This window comes from Limnohabitans sp. Bal53 (genome assembly GCF_003063355.1).
Taxonomy (GTDB): Bacteria; Pseudomonadota; Gammaproteobacteria; order Burkholderiales; family Burkholderiaceae_C; genus Limnohabitans_A.
Genome location: NZ_NESH01000001.1, coordinates 335900 through 352487, shown reverse-complemented (window position 1 = coordinate 352487; position 16588 = coordinate 335900). Strand labels below are relative to the sequence as shown.

The window sequence follows — 16588 nt, the reverse complement described above, 5'->3', positions numbered from 1 at the left end:
CTTCTGGATGCGGACTGGCCAGCAACCCATGGCCTTGGTGCGGGGCTGGGCCCGCAGGACTTAGCCCGTATTGCGCAGCCCCGCTGCAATCCCGTTGATGCTGATGTGGATGCCGCGCTGCACGCGTTCATCGGCCAGGCCAGCGCGGTAGCGGCGGATCAGCTCGACTTGCAGGTGGTGCAGCGGGTCGATGTAGGGGAAGCGGTGGCGAATGGAGCGGTCGAGCGCCGGGTTGCTGGCCAGGCGGTTTTTCTCGCCCGTGATTTGCGTGAGCGCGTCGGCCGTGCGGTGCCATTCGGCTTCGATGGCGGTGAAGATTTTTTTGCGCAGGCGGGCGTCGCCCACCAATTCGGCGTAGCGCGAGGCCAGGGCCAAATCGCTCTTGGCCAGCACCATGTCCATGTTGGACAGCAGGGTGCGGAAAAACGGCCATTGGCGGTACATCTTTTGCAGCAGGGCGAGCGCGGCTTTGCGCTCGGCTGCGTCGGGCTTGTCCAAAAAGGTGGCCACGGCCGAGCCAAAACCCAGCCAGCCAGGCAAGGTCAGGCGGCACTGGCCCCAGCTGAAGCCCCAGGGGATGGCGCGCAGGTCTTCGATTTTTTGCAGGGCCTTGCGCGAGGCGGGGCGCGAGCCGATGTTCAGCTGCGCCAGTTCCTTGAGCGGGGTGGCGCCAAAAAAGTAGTCGGTGAAGCCGGGGGTCTCGTACACCAAGGCGCGGTAGGCGCCCATGCTCGCCTCTGACAGCTCTGCTGCGGCATCCAGAAAGGCCCGGGTGGCGGGCTTGGTGGGTTGCAGCAAGGTGGCTTCCAGCGTGGCGGCGACCAGGGTTTCGAGGTTGCGGCGGCCGATTTCGGGGTTGGCGTATTTGGAGCCAATGACTTCGCCTTGTTCGGTCAGGCGGATCTGGCCGCGCACGGTGCCCGGGGGCTGGGCCAGGATGGCCTGGTAGCTGGGGCCGCCGCCCCGGCCCACGGTGCCGCCTCGGCCGTGGAACATGCGCAAGGTGATGCCGTGGCTGTTTTTGAGTTTGTCGAACAAGTCCACCAAGGCAATTTCGGCGCGGTACAGCTCCCAGTTGCTGGTGAAGATGCCGCCGTCCTTGTTGCTGTCGGAGTAACCCAGCATGATGTCTTGCTCACCGCCCGAGCGGGCAATCAGCGCGGCCACGCCGGGCAGGGCATAGAAGTCGCGCATGATGGGCGCGGCGTTGCGCAGGTCCTCAATCGTCTCGAACAGCGGCACCACGATCAGGTCGTTGTGCGCTTGTGCGTCCAGCGTGCCGCGCAGCAGGCCCACTTCTTTTTGCAGCAGCAGCACTTCCAGCAGGTCGCTCACGCTTTCGGTGTGGCTGATGATGTAGTGGCGAATAGCCTGCCTGCCGAAGCTGCGCAGCATGCGCTGCGCCGTGTCAAAAATGGCCAGCTCCGACACCGTGTGGGCGCTGTAGTCGGCCCCTGGCACGCGCAATGGGCGTGCGTCGTTCAAGAGGCCCAGCAGCAGTGCTTGTTTGGCGTGTTCGTCGAGTTGGGGGTAGTTCTTTTCCACGCGTGCGGTGGTCAGCAGTTCGGCCACCACGGCTTCGTGTTGGTCCGAGCTTTGGCGCAGGTCCACCGTGGCCAGATGGAAGCCAAACACCTCGACGGCGCGGATCAGCGGGTGCAGGCGCTGGGCGGCCAGGGCTTCGGCGTGGTGGCTGCGCAATGACGCTTCGATGACGCGCAAGTCGGCCAAAAATTCTTCGGGCGTGGCATAGGGGTTTTGTGGGGCCACGGCGTGGCGCGCGGCGTCACCGCCTGTGAGTTTTTTCAGGGTGGCGGCCAAGCGGGCGTACATGCCTGTGAGGGCCCGGCGGTAGGGCTCGTCTTGGCGGTGTTCGTTGGTGTCGGGTGAGCGCTCGGCCAGGGCCAGCATGTCGGGGCCAAAGGGCACCAGCATGGCCGACAGCGACAGCTCGCCGCCCAAAAAGTGCACCTCGGTCAGGTAGTGGCGCAGGGCCACGTCGCCTTGGCGGGTCAGGGCGTGTTCGAGTGTGGGGGCTGTCACGTTGGGGTTGCCGTCGCGGTCACCCCCAATCCACTGGCCCATGCGCAAAAAGCTGGCAATCGGCTGGCCGGGCAGGGCTTGTTCCAACTCGGCGTAAAGCTTGGGGATTTCGCGCAAAAACGTGGCTTCGTAATAGCTCAGCGCGTTTTCGATTTCGTCGGCCACGGTGAGCTTGGTAAAGCGCAGCAGTCGGGTTTGCCACAGTTGCATCACGCGGGCGCGCATTTGCAGCTCGTTGGCGGCCAGCTCTTTGGGGCTGAGCGCGTCTTTGGCGGCGTTGATGGCAGCGGCGCGTGCCTTGATGGCGTCGCGCTCGGTCAGCAGGTGGGCAATGTCGCGCTCGGCGTCCAGAATGCTTTTGCGCTGCACTTCGGTGGGGTGGGCCGTGAGCACGGGCGAGACATAGCTGGTGGCCAGCATGTCCGAGATGCTGCGCGGCGTGATGCCCGCCCAGCGCAGGCGCTGCAGCGCCACGTCGATGCTGCCTTCTTGCGTGTGGCCCGCCCGCTCATGGATGGCGCGGCGGCGAATGTGGTGGCGGTCTTCGGCCAAGTTGGCCAAGTGTGAAAAGTAGGTGAAGGCACGGATCACGCTCACGGCGCGTTCGCCGCTCAGGCTTTTGAGCAGTTTTTTCAGGGCCTTGTCGGCTTCTTGGTCAGCATCGCGCCGGAAAGCCACCGAGAGTTTGCGGATTTGCTCGACCAATTCATAGGCCTCAGGGCCTTCTTGCACCCGGATCACATCGCCCAAAATGCGGCCGAGCAGACGGATGTCGTCGACCAAGGGGCGTTCGCTGTCGCGTTTTTCGCGGGTGTTGCTCGCGCTGGTGGAAAGGGGCGAGGCGTGGTCTGGGGCGGCCTGTTTCATCGTGTGCTCGGGGCTGGTGATGTGAAAGTGCGCGTGCACAGGGTGCACAAAGAGGGTGTCAATTTCCCTTGACGCCATGCTAGCATCGACAGGAGAGACAAAATTACCATTTGATTTCATTTTGATGGAGTCAGATATTTTTTCAGGAACGCTGCTGTGACCGAGACCACCCAACCCGCCATCGTCATCGCCACCCGTGAGAGCCGTTTGGCCTTGTGGCAAGCCGAACATGTCAAGTCCTTGCTCGAGGGGCTTGGTTGCACGGTCAAGTTGCTGGGCATGACGACCCAGGGCGATCAGATCCTGGACCGCAGCCTGTCCAAAGTGGGCGGCAAGGGCTTGTTCGTCAAGGAGTTGGAGGTGGCGCTCCAAGAGGGTCACGCGGACATCGCGGTGCACTCGCTCAAGGATGTGCCCATGGACATGCCCGAGGGCTTTGAGCTGGCCTGCGTGATGGAGCGCGAAGACCCGCGAGACGCCTGGGTGTCGTCGCAATACGCCCGCCTGGAAGACTTGCCGCAAGGCGCTGTGGTCGGGACATCGAGCCTGCGCCGCACGGTGCTGCTGCGGGCCTTGCGCCCCGATTTGAAGATCGAACCCCTGCGCGGCAACTTGGACACGCGCTTGCGCAAACTCGACGAAGGCCAGTACGCGGGCATTGTGCTGGCGGCGGCGGGCCTCAAGCGCTTGGGCCTGTCTGAGCGGATTCGCCATATTTTTGAAACCGACCAGATGCTGCCTGCTGCAGGCCAGGGTGCTTTGGGCATTGAAATCCGCAGCGACCGGGCCGATTTGCGCGCCTTGCTGGCGCAGCTGGCCGATGCGCCCTCGTGGCGTCGCGTGGCGGCCGAGCGCGCGGTGAGCCGCGCCATGGGCGGCAGCTGCTCCATGCCTTTGGCTGCGCACGCCACCATCGAGGGCGGTGTGCTCAAGCTGCAAGCGGCTTGGGGCGACCCGGAAGGCAGCACCACCTTGGTCACGGCCGACGCACACGCCAGCACCGATGGCCTGCAGGCCGCCGAGGCGCTGGGCCTGAGCGTGGCGCAAGCTTTGCGCGACGGCGGAGCGCATTGAGCCCAGGCGCTGACATGGCGCTGGCATCTGACACTTCTTTTGGCGCTGCCCCACGGCGGGTGATCGTGACCCGGCCCGGGCGTGAGGCCCAGTCTTGGGCCGACGCCTTGCAGGCGCAAGGTGTGACTTGTGAGACTTTGCCCCTGATTGAGATTGCGCCATTGCCCGAGCCCTCGGCGCTGGCGCTGGCTTGGCAAGCGGTGCCCGGTCATTTGGCGGTCATGTTCGTCAGCGCCAATGCGGTGCGGTTTTTCATGGCGGCCCGTCCGGTGGGCCTGCCGTTGCCCAGCTGCCGCGCCTGGTCAACCGGCCCGGGCACCCGAGCCGCTTTGCTGGCCGCAGGTTGGCCTGAGGGCCTGATCGATTCGCCGGGGAAAGACGCAACTCAGTTCGATTCGGAAGCCCTGTGGGCCTTGGTGGCGCAGCGGGTGCAGGCGGCGGTCGCCTCATCGCCATCCAGGCCTTCGGTGCTGATCGTGCGTGGCGCCGATGCCCATGGGCAACTCGCTGGGCGTGACTGGCTGGCGCTGCAACTTGAAAACGCGGGCCTGGAGGTGTTGCAAGCCGTGGCCTATGTGCGCCGGGCTCCCGTGTTGACGCCCGCACAGCAAAGCCTGGCCCAACAGGCCGTGGGCGATGGCAGCGCTTGGCTGTTCAGCAGTTCCGAGGCGGCGCAGCACCTCTTGTTGGTCTGCCCTGAGCTGCCTTTGAAGCAGGCGCGGGCGCTGGCCACGCACCCGCGCATTGCCCAGCGGCTGGAGCAGTTGGGCTGGGGGCGGGTGGATCTGGTGCCTGCGGGCGTTGACGCACAAGCCCAGTCGATAAAATCGCTGACATGACCACCTCAACTGACGCTGTGACTGACAGCGAACCCAAGGCCATGCCAGCACCCGAATCGGCCAAGGCATCGCCGTCTGCGACTTCTTCCCGCTGGCTTGTGGCCTTGGTGGGGGCTGTGGCCGTGATCGCTTTGGCTGTGTCGGTGGTGCTGTGGCAAAAGCTTTCGCGTATTCAGGAACAACTCGCACGACAAAGCGCCGAGACAGGTTTGCAAGCTTTGGAGGCCAAGACCTGGGCCAAGCAGGCGCAAGAAACGGTGCAAGACAGCGCCGCTCGCGTCTCGCTCATGGAGGCCCGCATCTCCGAGGTGGCTTTGCAGCGCACACAACTCGAAGAGTTGATGCAAAGCCTGTCGCGATCGCGCGATGAAACCTTGGTGGTGGACATTGAGTCGGCTCTTCGCATTGCGCAGCAACAAGCCCAAATGACCGGCAGCACTGAGCCTTTGCTGGCGGCCTTGCAGTCGGCCCAAAAACGGGTGCAGCGTGCCGCCCAACCGCGCTTGACGCCGGTTTCACGGGCCCTTGAAAAGGACTTGGAGCGTCTGAGAAGCTTGCCGTCATTTGACCTGCCGGGTCTGATGAACAAGCTCGACGAGGGTGTGGCGTTGGTGGATGGCCTTGCGCTGACCAATGCGCCGCTCGCCTCGCAAAGCCAGATTCGCCAGCAAGCGGGTGCCTCGGGCGAGCAAACGCCGCCCACTTGGTGGATGAATGGCCTGACGCGCATGGCCGATGAAATCAAGGGGCTGGTACGGATCAGCCGCATCGACGCGCCCGAGGCGGCGCTGATATCGCCTGAGCAGGCCTTTTTCTTGCGTGAGAACCTCAAACTCAAACTGCTCAATGCCCGCTTGGGCTTGCTGGCGCGCCAAAAGGAAGGCGTGCGCAACGATTTGGGGGCCGCCGCTGTGTTGGTCCGCCGTTATGCCGAGCCCCAGTCGCGGCGCACCGCCCAATTGCTGCAGTTGCTGGAGCAAACCAGCGTGCAGGTGCGCACTGCTGAGTTACCGCGCATCGAGGCTTCGCTGACAGCCCTGAACACCGCAGCGGCAGGAAGGTAATCTCTCATGCGCGCTGCCTTGTGGCTCATCACTTTGTTCGCTTTGGCTGCGGCCGGTGCCTGGATGGCGGGCAACAACCAGGGCACGGTGACCCTGTTTTGGTTTCCGCACCGGATCGACCTGTCTCTCAACCTTGCGGTCTTGGTCGTCTTGTTGGTGGTGTTGCTGGTGATCCTGGCCCAGCGGGCACTGTCGGCCTTTTTGGCCTTGCCCCAAAGGGCTCAGCGCTGGCGGCTGCAGCAAAAAGAGCGGGCCAGCCATGCGGCCTTGCTCGATTCGATGGGCCATTTGATGGCGGGTCGTTTTTTGCGTGCACGCAAGGCGGCCGAGCAGACACTGGCCAAAGAAGCTCTGTTGCAGGCCTCAGGTGTCACGCTGGACCATGCGGTGTCTTTGCGCACCTTGGCCCACATCATGGCGGCCGAGGCCAGCCACGCGTTGCAGGACAAGACACAAAGACAACAACATCTGGACCAGGCCTTGGCTCAGCTGCAAGGCAGTGCCGGGGCCGAGCGTCAGACCCTGCTGGAGGGCACACAGCTGCGCGCTGCGCGCTGGTCGCTCGACGACCGCGATGCCACGGCCAGCTTGGCGCGGCTGAGTGTTTTGCCGCCCGCCGTGGGTCGGCGCATGGCCGCGATGCGGCTGCAACTCAAAGCCGCCCGTTTGGCCGGTCAGCCCGATAAGGCCCTTGAAACGGCCAGTTTGTTGGCCAAGCACCGTGCTTTTTCTCCGGAGGCTGCCGAGAGTCTGGTGACCCGCTTGATTTTGGATTTGTTGGACCAGACGCACGACCCAGAGGCTTTACAACGGATCTGGAAGCGCCTGACGCCCAGCCAGCGCTTGATGCCTTTCGTGGCGGCCGAGGCGGCGCTGCGTTGCTTGCAGCTCGGCGGCTCTGCCGCCATGGCCCGTTTGTGGCTGCAGGACCTGTGGATTCCGATGCAGGCCAACCCTTCGGTCTGGTCTGAAGCGCAGTTGCTGCGCGTGGTGCAGGCTTTTGACGCCTGTTTGCCCGCCGTTGGGGCCGAGGATGCCTTTGTTTGGCTCTCCCGCATGGAGAGCGCCCAGCAGTCGCAGCCCCGAGCCGCGCACCTGCAGTACCTGGCCGGCATGCTGTGCCTGCGTCAGCACCTGTGGGGCAAGGCCCAAAGCTTGTTGGCCCAGGCCGTCAAAAATCTGCAAGCACCTGTGCTGCAGCGCAAAGCATGGATGGCCTTGGCCGAATTGGCGCAGCAGCGCCAAGATCCGGTGCAAGCTGCAGCGGCCTGGAAAGAGGCAGCCATGGTGTCAACGGACTGAACCTTCGACAGCCGGCTGAAGAGACAGCGTTGCGCATGGTGATGGATGCGGCCCCTGGAAGTCTTGAGCCTCATGCAGGGGATGGCTTGTTGGTAAGAGCCGCCCCTTGTGGGCAATAGGCGATAGGCGTTAGACGGGCCCTCTTTGTCAATTTATCGAGAGTCGACGCATCCATAAAAAAACCGGGCCTGAGCCCGGTTTTTTGTTGGCGCTCTAGAGCACCTGGCGCAGATCAGAACGGCACTTGCAGTGTGTTCAGGTCTTTGCGGGTTTCGACCAGCACCAGCGGGCCTTCGTTCACCACCACGGCGGGTGGACGCTCGCGTGGCACGCGCACGGCAGCCGGTTCGGCCGCGATGGCAGCTTGCACCGCAGCGACTTTGGCGCTGTCGGAATTCACCCACACCAAACCGGAGTTGTGCGCAACTTGCTGCAGGCTGTCGATGGGCAGCGTGTAGCTGGCCACGGCAGGCAAGGTTTTGTTGGCGGCTTCGTTGGCGGGGGCGCTGACTGCGGCCACAGGTGCTGTGGGTGCGGCGGGCGCTGGCGCAGCAGTCACGGGGGCTGCTGGTGCTGGGGCTGGCGCAGCGGCCTCAGCTGCAGGCGCTGTCACGGGTGCCGCTGCTTCGGCCACGGGGGCCGTTGGCGAGGCGGCAGTCGCTGCAGTTTCCTGACGGGTTTCAGAGGCGGCGGCCGTCGGTGCTGCCGATGCGGCGGCAGCTTGCTGGGCACGCTCAAAATAAGAGCGTGGGGCAGGGCGGTCATCTGCCGGGGCTTCGGCGCTCACGCGGCTGGGCTCTGCGGTGTCTCCAGTGGGGGCTGGCTCGCCTGCTGTGTCCGGACGTGCTTCACCTGCGCGTTCGCGGCGGTCGCGGCCATAGCGGTCACGCGAGCGGCGTTCGCGGCGCTCACCGTTTTCGGCGGCGCTGGTGCCTTCGGCTGCGGCGTTGTTGTCGGTCGTCTCGTCTGCACCCAAGCTCGCTTCAGGCGCGCTGGTCTCGGAGGCTTCGCTTGGGCGGCGATCTGGGCGCTCGCCACGTTCACGGCGGCCTTCACCTGAGCGCTCGCCACGTTCGCGTCGTCCTTCACGGCCTTCGCGTGGGGCGCGCTCTGTGCGCACTTCGCTGCCTTCGGCGGTCAACTCGGGCTGGGCATCGCTGCGGCCTTCGCTCAGGTTGTCGGTGCGCTGAACTTCAGCCTGGTTTTCACCGCGAGCGTTCTGGCGGCCATCACGGCGACCTTCACGGGCAGGGCGGTCACCGTTTGGTCGCTCGCTGCGCTCACCGCGTTCCGTGCGCTCACCGCGCTCGGGACGCTCGCTGCGTTCACCGCGCTCGGGACGCTCGCTGCGTTCACCGCGTTCAGCACGTGGGGGACGGGCTTCGCCTTCACGGCCTTCGATGCGGCCTTCACCACGGCGTCCACCTTCACGTGGCGCGCGGACTTCGCCGGCTGCGCTGTCGCTGCGCTCGCCACGGCGACCATCACGGCCGCCACGGCGGCCATCACGGCCGGATTCACGGCCACCCTCGCGACCACCTTCACGGCGGCTTTCGCGGGCTTTGTCTTCTTGCTTGACTGCAGGTGCAGCCACGGGTTCGGCGGCGGCGCCACCGAACAGGTTTTTCAACCAGCCAAAGAAGCCGCCAGAAGCCGCCGCTGCAGGCGCAGCCACCGGGGCTGGTGCTGCGGCTTTGGCCACGGGCTTGGCCGCAGCCACGGGGGCTTCGGGTTTGGGCGGCGCCACAGGTGCGGGGGCGTCAGGCAGCACACCCTTGATGACCGGGGTCTGCTTGTTGGTGGGCTCTTGTGAGCGGCGGGTTACGGTGGTCGCGTCTTCGATCTCTTCGGCCATTTTGTAGCTGGCTTCGATGCGGTCCAGGCGCGGGTCGTCGTGCTTCAAGCGCTCGAGTTTGTAGTGCGGTGTTTCCAGCGATTTGTTGGGCACCAGCAGCACGTTGATGCGTTGCTGCAGCTCGATCTTGGCGATCTCGGAGCGCTTTTCATTGAGCAGGAAAGAGGCGACTTCAACGGGCACTTGGGCGTGCACGGCAGCGCTGTTGTCCTTCATGGACTCTTCCTGGATGATGCGCAAAATTTGCAGCGCCGAGCTTTCGGTGTCGCGGATGTGGCCAGCGCCGCCGCAACGTGGGCACGGGATCGAGGCGCCTTCGCTCAGGGCGGGCTTGAGGCGCTGGCGGCTCATTTCGAGCAGGCCAAATTTGCTGATGGAGCCAAACTGCACGCGGGCACGGTCTTGGCGCAGCGCGTCGCGCAAGCGGTTTTCGACTTCGCGGCGGTTTTTGGCCTCTTCCATGTCGATGAAGTCGATCACGATCAGACCGCCCAGATCGCGCAAGCGCATCTGGCGAGCCACTTCGTCGGCGGCTTCCAGGTTGGTGCGGGTGGCGGTTTCTTCGATGTCGCCGCCCTTGATGGCGCGGGCCGAGTTGACGTCCACCGACACCAAAGCTTCGGTGTGGTCGATCACGATGGCGCCGCCAGACGGCAGCTGCACGGTGCGGGCGTAGGCCGACTCGATCTGGTGCTCGATCTGGAAGCGGCTGAACAGCGGCGCGTCGTCGCGGTAGCGCTTCACGCGGGGTGCGAATTCGGGCATCACGTGGCTCATGAACTGCTGAGCCTGGTCGTAGATGTCGTCGGTGTCGATCAGGATGTCGCCGATGTCGTTGTTGAAATAGTCACGAATCGCACGGATCACCAGACTAGATTCCTGATAAATCAGGAAAGCACCTTTGCCCTGGGTGGCGCCGTCAATGGCTGTCCACAACTTGAGCAAGTAGTTCAGGTCCCATTGCAGCTCGGGCGCGGAGCGGCCGATGCCTGCGGTGCGGGCGATGATGGACATGCCTTTGGGGTATTCGAGCTGGTCCATGGCTTCTTTGAGCTCGGCCCGGTCGTCACCCTCGATGCGGCGGCTGACGCCACCACCGCGGGGGTTGTTGGGCATGAGCACCACGTAGCGGCCTGCCAGGCTGACGAAGGTGGTGAGCGCCGCGCCCTTGTTGCCGCGCTCTTCCTTTTCGACCTGCACCAGCAGGGACTGGCCCTCTTTGATGACGTCTTGGATGCGTGCCTGGCTGACGGAGACGCCTTCGGCAAAGTATTGGCGCGAGATTTCCTTGAAGGGCAAAAAGCCGTGGCGGTCTTCGCCGTAGTCCACAAAGCAGGCCTCGAGCGAGGGCTCGACGCGGGTCACGATGGCTTTGTAGATGTTGCCCTTGCGTTGCTCGCGGCCTTCGATTTCGATTTCGTAGTCGAGGAGTTTTTGTCCGTCGACGATGGCCAGGCGGCGCTCTTCAGCTTGCGTGGCGTTGATCAGCATCCGTTTCATGATGCGTTCCTTCTCTGTTCAGCTTGGCTTGGCGCAGAAAAATGCCTGCGCTCTGAGCCTGTTTACACAACCGGCTTTGGATTCCTGGGAATCTCAAAGCCCACGTTGCCAGAGCTGACGCCTGAAACGAAGGGAATTGCCGAAGTGAATCGCCACTCAGCTGCGCGTGAGCACAGGAATGGGGATTGTGGCGCGTGGATGGGGCGAGGTGAACGTTGTGCAAGCTTCTGTCCACTGCCGGGGGCTTCCCCCGGTGTCCAAGACAAACCGCCGGGCGCCAGGCATGAGGGTGCACAGGGGCTTCGTGAGCCACTCCAAGCACATCAGCAAAGTTCCGAACAGCACAAACATCTCGCTTTGATCCGTTCAGCAGCATTTCTAGGCTGCTGAACTTGGGGTATTCCGTATCTGGGTTTTCAGGGCGTCGGCCCAACCTCCGGGGCGTTTTGCCACTGTCGGCGTTGGCCTTCAGTCTGCAAAATCGTGCCGAGGGTGGCATCGACCATCTGGTTTGGCGCGGTGGTGGTGGACTAAACTCCAGCTCTACAGGAATTCATTTCCATTTGAATCAACCACTTACAGCCAATTGCCAGTGAATCACATTATAGGGTCCAAGTCTGTCGCTGCGACACCCGCCGTCAAATGGTTGTTGGTGGACGAAGAGTCGGCCGGGCAGCGTTTGGACAACTTTTTGATGCGTCACTTGAAGGGCGTGCCCAAAACCCACGTGTACCGCATCATCCGCAGCGGCGAGGTGCGCATCAACAAAGGCCGCGCCAGCGCCGAGACCCGGGTCGAAAATGGTGACGAGGTGCGTCTGCCGCCCGTTCGCATTTCTGAGAAGGTCGCCGAAAAAGCCGAGCGCCCAGCACCGGGGCGCGAATTCCCCTTGCTTTTTGAAGACGACAGCCTGATGGCCATCGACAAACCGGCCGGGGTGGCGGTGCATGGCGGCTCGGGTGTGAGCTTTGGCGTGATCGAGCAATTGCGTCAGGCCCGTCCGCAGGCCAAATTGCTGGAGTTGGTGCACCGGCTGGACCGCGACACCAGCGGTATTTTGCTGGTGGCCAAAAAGCGCAGCGCCTTGAAACACCTGCAAGACCAGTTCCGCGAGCGCGAGACGGGCAAGACCTATCTTGCGCTGGTCAAAGGGGATTGGCCCGCCAAGCTGAAGGTGATCGACCAGCCCTTGCACAAGTTCCTTTTGCCCGATGGCGAACGGCGTGTGCGGGTGACCACACCGGATGACCCGGACGGTATGCGTTCGATCACCTTGGTCAAGGTGTCTCAACGCTTGCCGGGTGCCACGCTGCTGGAGGTGACCATCAAGACCGGACGCACCCATCAGATCCGGGTGCACCTGGCGTCGCAAGGCCATCCGATTGCTGGTGATGACAAATATGGCGATTTCGACTGGAATCGCCAATTGCAAAAGCCCAGCGCCAGTCCAGGTCTCAAACGCATGTTTTTGCACGCTTGGCGCTTGCAGTTCAACCACCCGGTGACGGATGAACGCGTGGCCCTGCAAGCCGATTTACCCCCCGAATTGAAAGCCTACATCGACCATGCCCCACACCAGACCCCGCCAGTTTGACCTGATCGCTTTCGATTGGGATGGCACGTTGTTCGACTCCACCGCCCTGATCACCCGCTGCATCCAGCGCGCCGTGGTGGATGTGGGTGGGCAAGAGCCTACCCGCGAAGCCGCTTCTTATGTGATTGGCATGTCGTTATTGCCAGCGCTGGCCCACGCCGCGCCCGATGTGCCCAAAGACAAATACCCGGCCCTGGGGGAGCGCTTCCGCCACCATTACCTGCAACACCAGCACGACATCAGCTTGTTTGAGGGCGTGCTGGATTTGCTCGACGACCTCAAAGCCCGACACCATTGGCTGACTGTGGCCACCGGCAAAAGCCGTTCTGGTCTGAACGAGGCCTTGCAGGCAGTCGAGTTGCGCGGCGTGTTCGATGGCTCGCGCACGGCCGATGAGACGGCGGGCAAGCCCAACCCCCGCATGTTGCACGAGTTGATGCGCGAATTTGGCGCAGAGCCCGAGCGCACCTTGATGATTGGTGACACCACGCATGACCTGCAAATGGCGCTGAACGCCGGGTGCGCCAGTGTGGGCGTGAGTTATGGGGCGCACGAGCCCGAGACCTTTCATGTGCTGCAGCCGCGGCATGTGGCGCACAGCGTGCGCGAATTGCACGACTGGTTGCTGCAACACGCTTGAAACAAGGAGGTACCGTGGAGCAAACGATCCCTTTGTGCAACAGCGCCGACCTGGTCAACGGGGGGCGGGCTGTGCCGTTTGACATCGTGTACGCCGGGCAGACTTGCCGGGCTTTTGCCGTTCGTTACCAAGGCCAGGTGCACGCTTACCTGAACCGCTGCACCCATGTGGCCATGGAAATGGATTACCAGCCTGACCGTTTTTTTGACAACACTGGTCGGTGGTTGATGTGCGCCACGCACGGCGCCACCTACCAGCCCGATACCGGGGCCTGCTCTGGTGGACCCTGCCGCGGTGGGTTGGTGAAAATAGACCTGTCAGAGCAGGGCGGCGTGGTTCACTGGCATACTGCCTACAACTTAAAACCCCTTGAATTTTGAACATGCAAGACCCCCAGGACAGCACGTCCGCTCCCGCTTCTGCCCAAGCTTTGCCGGAAGCGGACCCCGCTCCAGCCCCGGTGCTCAACACTGTAGATGAAACTTGGGCCCGCAAAACCTTGGTTGACTTGGCTTTTGCCAACCTGCAAGAACAAAAATCACAGCGGCGCTGGAAGACGGGCATGCGCTTGGCCTGGTTGTTGTTGGTGGTGTTCGTGTTTTGGCAGGCGTTCAGCTTCAGTGACAGCACCAGTCCACCGAGCTTTGCGCACACGGCGCTGGTCACGATTGAAGGTGAAATCGGTCCCGACACCGAGGCCAGTGCTCAAAACGTCATGTCGTCCATGCGCACGGCCTTGGAGGATCCGGGTTCACAAGCCTTGATTTTGCTCATCAACTCGCCCGGTGGCAGCCCGGTGCAGGCGGGTCTGATCAACGACGAAGTCACGCGATTGCGCGCCCTGCACAACAAACCCATTTACGCGGTGGTGGAGGAGTCTTGCGCCTCAGCGGCTTATTACATTGCCGCAGCAGCCGACCAGATTTATGTCGATAAGGCCAGTTTGGTGGGCAGCATTGGCGTTTTGATGGATGGTTTTGGTTTCACCGAACTGATGAACAAGCTGGGCGTGGAGCGGCGTTTGATGACGGCGGGCGAGAACAAGGGTTTTCTGGATCCCTTCAGCCCGCAAACCGAGCCACAACGCCAACATGCCCAAGCGATGCTCGATCAAATCCACACCCAATTCATCGATGTGGTCAAAAAAGGCCGGGGCGATCGCCTGAAGGAAACACCCGAGCTTTACAGTGGACTGTTCTGGAGTGGCCAGCAGGCCGTCGATTTGGGCCTGGCCGATAGCCTGGGCAGCATCGATGGCGTGGCCCGTGAGGTGGTCAAGGCCCCCGATGTGATCGACTACACCCAGCGTGAGAACGTGGCCGAACGTCTGGTCAAGCGCTTTGGTGTGGCCGTTGGTGAGGGCAGCGTGCGCGCCATGCGCAGCTTGGGCGTTAGCTTGCGCTGACGCTGGACTTCAAAGCCCGATGGCGTAAACCGCCGGGGTGTGACCATCAGGGCCTTTGAGGCCCTTCTTCCATTGCGCCACGGTGTGGCTCTGAATGCTGGCCGAGGGCAGCGTCAAGCCGCTGGCGATGGCCAAGCGCGTATTGACGTTCAAGCTCTGCAGCAGGCCGCCGAGCATGGCCGCGTTGCGGTAGGGGGTTTCGATCCACAACTGGGTTTGACCGGTTTTGAGGGCCAAGGACTCCAGCTGCTTCAAACGGGCGGCCCGCTCGCTCGCCTCTTGCGGCAGGTAACCCACAAAGGCGAAGTTCTGACCATTGAGTCCGCTGGCGGCCAAGGCCAAGAGCAATGAGACCGGCCCCACCAGGGGCACCACGCCAATGCCCAGATCGTGCGCGGCCCGAACCACCGAGCTGCCTGGATCGGCCACGGCGGGCATGCCCGCTTCGCTCACCAAGCCCACATCGTGACCTTGCAAGGCCGCAGCCAGCAGCGGTTTGCCATCAAATCCGGATTGGTGGTCGCCTTTTTTGTGCACATGGCGTGGCAATTCGGTGATGTTTTGCTCGGGCAGGGGGGCGATCAGCGGGTGCGTTTGGCCCACGCGCTTGAGGAAGGCGCGGGTGCTCTTGGCGTTTTCGCACACCCAATGCTGGATGCCTGCGGCGGTTGCCAAGGTGGTGCTGGGCAGCACTTCGGTGATGGGGGCTTGCTCGGCGCAGCCAAAATCCAATGGGGTGGGCACCAAAAACAGGCGGCCTGGGCGGGGCTTGGGGGTGTTCACAGCAGTTTTACTCCGGCTTGGCGCAGCAAACGCGCGGTGCGGATCAGCGGCAGCCCGATCAAGGCGGTGGGGTCGTCGTTGTCAATCGATTCGAGCAGGGCAATGCCCAGGCCCTCGCTTTTGGCGCTGCCCGCGCAGTCGTAGGGTTGCTCGGCCAACAAATAGGCCTCGATTTCGTCGTCGCTCAAGTCGCGAAAGACCACGCGGACCTCGGCCAAGTCCACTTGTTCAAAGCCGCTGGCCAGGCAAACCACGGCCAGCGCGGTCTGAAAGATCACGGTCTGGCCGCGCATTTGTCGCAGCTGAGCCACGGCACGCGCGTGTTCGCCCGGTTTTCCCAGGGGCTGGCCCGCCAAATCAGCGACTTGGTCCGAGCCAATCACCACCGATTCGGGGTGCATGGCGGCCACGGCCCGGGCTTTGGCCAAGGCCAGGCGTTGTGCCAGAGCCTTTGGCGTTTCGCCCGGTTGGGGGGTTTCGTCCACATCGGGCGCGGTCACGGCAAAAGGGATGCGCAGACGCTCGAGCAACTCGCGCCGGTAACGCGAGGTCGAGCCCAACACCAGCGGGCGGCTGTGGGCAGCAGGGTGGGCGGAGGGTGTCAATGTCGTGGTCAAAGTGCAGAACCCAGTGAAATTCGGATGGGTGATTCTCTTACACTGCAGCCATGGAAAAAAAATTGGACCCCCAACACCTGGATGTCGTGGCTTTTGCCCGTGACGGCCTGCGCCTGCAGGGCGAGGGCGTGCTGGCCGACTGGCCTCGTTTGGCCGAAGAGCAGTATGGTGACACCTTGACCGCTGGTCAGGTGCAGTGGCAGTTACAAGGTCGTGCGGTGGCGCAATCGGGCGGACCCGATCAGCTCTGGCTGGATCTGAAGGCTTCGCTCATGCTGCCCATGCAGTGCCAGCGTTGCCTGAACCCGGTGCTGGAGTCTGTGCAAGCCGAGCGCTCGTTTTTGTTTGTGGCCGATGAAGCCGCAGCGCAAGCATTGGATGACGAGGTGGAGGACGATGTGCTGGTCATCAGCCGTGACTTTGATGCCTTGGCCTTGATCGAGGACGAGCTGATTTTGTCCTTGCCCCTGGTGCCTTTGCACGAGGTGTGCCCCGAAACCTTGCCCATGTCCGTGGCAGATCCGGCCTTTGAAGCTGCTGCCGAGCGGCCCAACCCCTTTGGGGTGTTGGCGAGTTTGAAAACCGATCCTGATCGCTGAAAGTTCCTTGGTGCGTTGGGCCCCGGCCATGTGCTGGCTGGTAAAGGCGTCCAAAAGGGTTCGGCTTAGGCTATAATCAACGGCTTCGCCCGGATGCCCCGGGCGACATTCCCATCAACCGAAGCTGCGTTTTCATTTGCGCGGCCTCCAAGCTTCCAAGGAGCCACCATGGCTGTTCAGCAAAACAAAAAATCGCCTTCCAAGCGCGGCATGCACCGTTCGCACAACGCGTTGAACGTGCCCGGCATCGCTGTCGAGCCAACCACAGGTGAGACGCACCTGCGTCACCACATCAGCCCTAACGGTTTTTACCGTGGCCGCCAAGTGCTCAAGAACAAGTCGGAAGCCTGATCGGCTTTCGCCTTCAAGCCTCCAAAGGCCCGGCGCTACTTTATGAGTAGCCTCG

Annotated in this window: 14 protein-coding genes; 10 read left to right on the top strand and 4 right to left on the bottom strand. The window is 63.0% G+C overall.

Annotated elements, in window-relative coordinates:
• Positions 1–60: 60 nt before the first annotated feature.
• On the bottom strand, positions 61–3030 hold the full coding sequence (gene ppc / locus B9Z50_RS01660; protein ID WP_370463043.1) for a phosphoenolpyruvate carboxylase: 2970 nt from the start codon (positions 3028–3030) through the stop codon (positions 61–63).
• A gap of 36 nt (positions 3031–3066) precedes the next feature.
• Here ppc and hemC point away from each other — a divergent pair, with 36 nt between their 5' ends.
• The 4 genes from hemC to B9Z50_RS01640 are packed head-to-tail and all read left to right on the top strand — an operon-like array spanning position 3067 to position 7189.
• Positions 3067–3984, top strand: a complete 918-nt coding sequence (gene hemC / locus B9Z50_RS01655; protein ID WP_108361953.1) for a hydroxymethylbilane synthase — start codon at positions 3067–3069, stop codon at positions 3982–3984.
• Between the two features lie 14 nt (positions 3985–3998).
• On the top strand, positions 3999–4823 hold the full coding sequence (locus B9Z50_RS01650; RefSeq protein ID WP_108362493.1) for a uroporphyrinogen-III synthase: 825 nt from the start codon (positions 3999–4001) through the stop codon (positions 4821–4823).
• Complete coding sequence (locus tag B9Z50_RS01645; RefSeq protein WP_233249706.1) at positions 4820–5887, top strand: uroporphyrinogen-III C-methyltransferase; 1068 nt, start codon at positions 4820–4822, stop codon at positions 5885–5887. The genes B9Z50_RS01650 and B9Z50_RS01645 overlap by 4 nt, the downstream gene beginning before the upstream one ends.
• A 6-nt stretch (positions 5888–5893) precedes the next feature.
• Positions 5894–7189 (top strand): heme biosynthesis protein HemY, encoded by a 1296-nt coding sequence (locus B9Z50_RS01640; protein WP_108361952.1) that lies wholly within the window; start codon positions 5894–5896, stop codon positions 7187–7189.
• A gap of 232 nt (positions 7190–7421) precedes the next feature.
• Here the strand turns inward: B9Z50_RS01640 and B9Z50_RS01635 are convergent, their stop codons facing one another.
• Positions 7422–10544 carry an Rne/Rng family ribonuclease gene (locus B9Z50_RS01635; protein ID WP_108361951.1) on the bottom strand — a complete coding sequence of 1041 codons (3123 nt, stop codon included), beginning with the start codon at positions 10542–10544 and terminating at the stop codon, positions 7422–7424.
• A gap of 592 nt (positions 10545–11136) precedes the next feature.
• Between B9Z50_RS01635 and B9Z50_RS01630 the strand changes: the two genes are divergently transcribed.
• From B9Z50_RS01630 to B9Z50_RS01615, 4 genes are read left to right on the top strand one after another with little or no spacing between them, the layout of a single operon-like run.
• Positions 11137–12138: an RluA family pseudouridine synthase gene (locus B9Z50_RS01630; RefSeq protein ID WP_233249705.1), complete on the top strand. Its 1002-nt coding sequence runs from the start codon at positions 11137–11139 to the stop codon at positions 12136–12138.
• Positions 12110–12778, top strand: a complete 669-nt coding sequence (locus B9Z50_RS01625; RefSeq protein ID WP_108361949.1) for an HAD family hydrolase — start codon at positions 12110–12112, stop codon at positions 12776–12778. Before B9Z50_RS01630 ends, B9Z50_RS01625 begins: the two co-directional genes overlap by 29 nt.
• Before the next feature lie 14 nt (positions 12779–12792).
• The gene (locus B9Z50_RS01620) at positions 12793–13158 is read left to right on the top strand and encodes a Rieske 2Fe-2S domain-containing protein (RefSeq protein WP_108362491.1); all 366 of its coding nucleotides are present in this window, start codon (positions 12793–12795) and stop codon (positions 13156–13158) included.
• A 2-nt stretch (positions 13159–13160) separates the two neighbouring features.
• Entirely contained in the window at positions 13161–14183 is a 1023-nt protein-coding gene (locus tag B9Z50_RS01615; RefSeq protein ID WP_108361948.1) for a S49 family peptidase, read from the top strand.
• 9 nt (positions 14184–14192) lie between these two features.
• On the opposite strand, the gene B9Z50_RS01610 is transcribed toward B9Z50_RS01615, so the two are convergent.
• Complete coding sequence (locus tag B9Z50_RS01610; RefSeq protein ID WP_108361947.1) at positions 14193–14966, bottom strand: SAM-dependent methyltransferase; 774 nt, start codon at positions 14964–14966, stop codon at positions 14193–14195.
• A complete protein-coding gene (locus B9Z50_RS01605; protein ID WP_108362490.1) occupies positions 14963–15529 on the bottom strand; it encodes a Maf family nucleotide pyrophosphatase in 567 nt (188 codons plus the stop codon). Before B9Z50_RS01605 ends, B9Z50_RS01610 begins: the two co-directional genes overlap by 4 nt.
• A 104-nt stretch (positions 15530–15633) precedes the next feature.
• Between B9Z50_RS01605 and B9Z50_RS01600 the strand changes: the two genes are divergently transcribed.
• Positions 15634–16182, top strand: a complete 549-nt coding sequence (locus tag B9Z50_RS01600) for a DUF177 domain-containing protein (protein ID WP_108361946.1) — start codon at positions 15634–15636, stop codon at positions 16180–16182.
• A 168-nt stretch (positions 16183–16350) separates the two neighbouring features.
• The gene (gene rpmF / locus B9Z50_RS01595) at positions 16351–16533 is read left to right on the top strand and encodes a 50S ribosomal protein L32 (protein ID WP_005794249.1); all 183 of its coding nucleotides are present in this window, start codon (positions 16351–16353) and stop codon (positions 16531–16533) included.
• Positions 16534–16588: the final 55 nt, after the last annotated feature.

Excerpts from the sequence above, each read along its gene's own strand:
- ppc (WP_370463043.1), bottom strand. The coding sequence starts at position 3,030 with ATGAAATCAAATGGTAATTTTGTCTCTCCTGTCGATGCTAGCATGGCG.
- B9Z50_RS01650 (WP_108362493.1), top strand. The coding sequence starts at position 3,999 with ATGGCGCTGGCATCTGACACTTCTTTTGGCGCTGCCCCACGGCGGGTG.
- B9Z50_RS01645 (WP_233249706.1), top strand. The coding sequence starts at position 4,820 with ATGACCACCTCAACTGACGCTGTGACTGACAGCGAACCCAAGGCCATG.
- B9Z50_RS01640 (WP_108361952.1), top strand. The coding sequence starts at position 5,894 with ATGCGCGCTGCCTTGTGGCTCATCACTTTGTTCGCTTTGGCTGCGGCC.
- B9Z50_RS01635 (WP_108361951.1), bottom strand. The coding sequence starts at position 10,544 with ATGAAACGGATGCTGATCAACGCCACGCAAGCTGAAGAGCGCCGCCTG.
- B9Z50_RS01625 (WP_108361949.1), top strand. The coding sequence starts at position 12,110 with ATGCCCCACACCAGACCCCGCCAGTTTGACCTGATCGCTTTCGATTGG.
- B9Z50_RS01615 (WP_108361948.1), top strand. The coding sequence starts at position 13,161 with ATGCAAGACCCCCAGGACAGCACGTCCGCTCCCGCTTCTGCCCAAGCT.
- B9Z50_RS01600 (WP_108361946.1), top strand. The coding sequence starts at position 15,634 with ATGGAAAAAAAATTGGACCCCCAACACCTGGATGTCGTGGCTTTTGCC.
- rpmF (WP_005794249.1), top strand. The coding sequence starts at position 16,351 with ATGGCTGTTCAGCAAAACAAAAAATCGCCTTCCAAGCGCGGCATGCAC.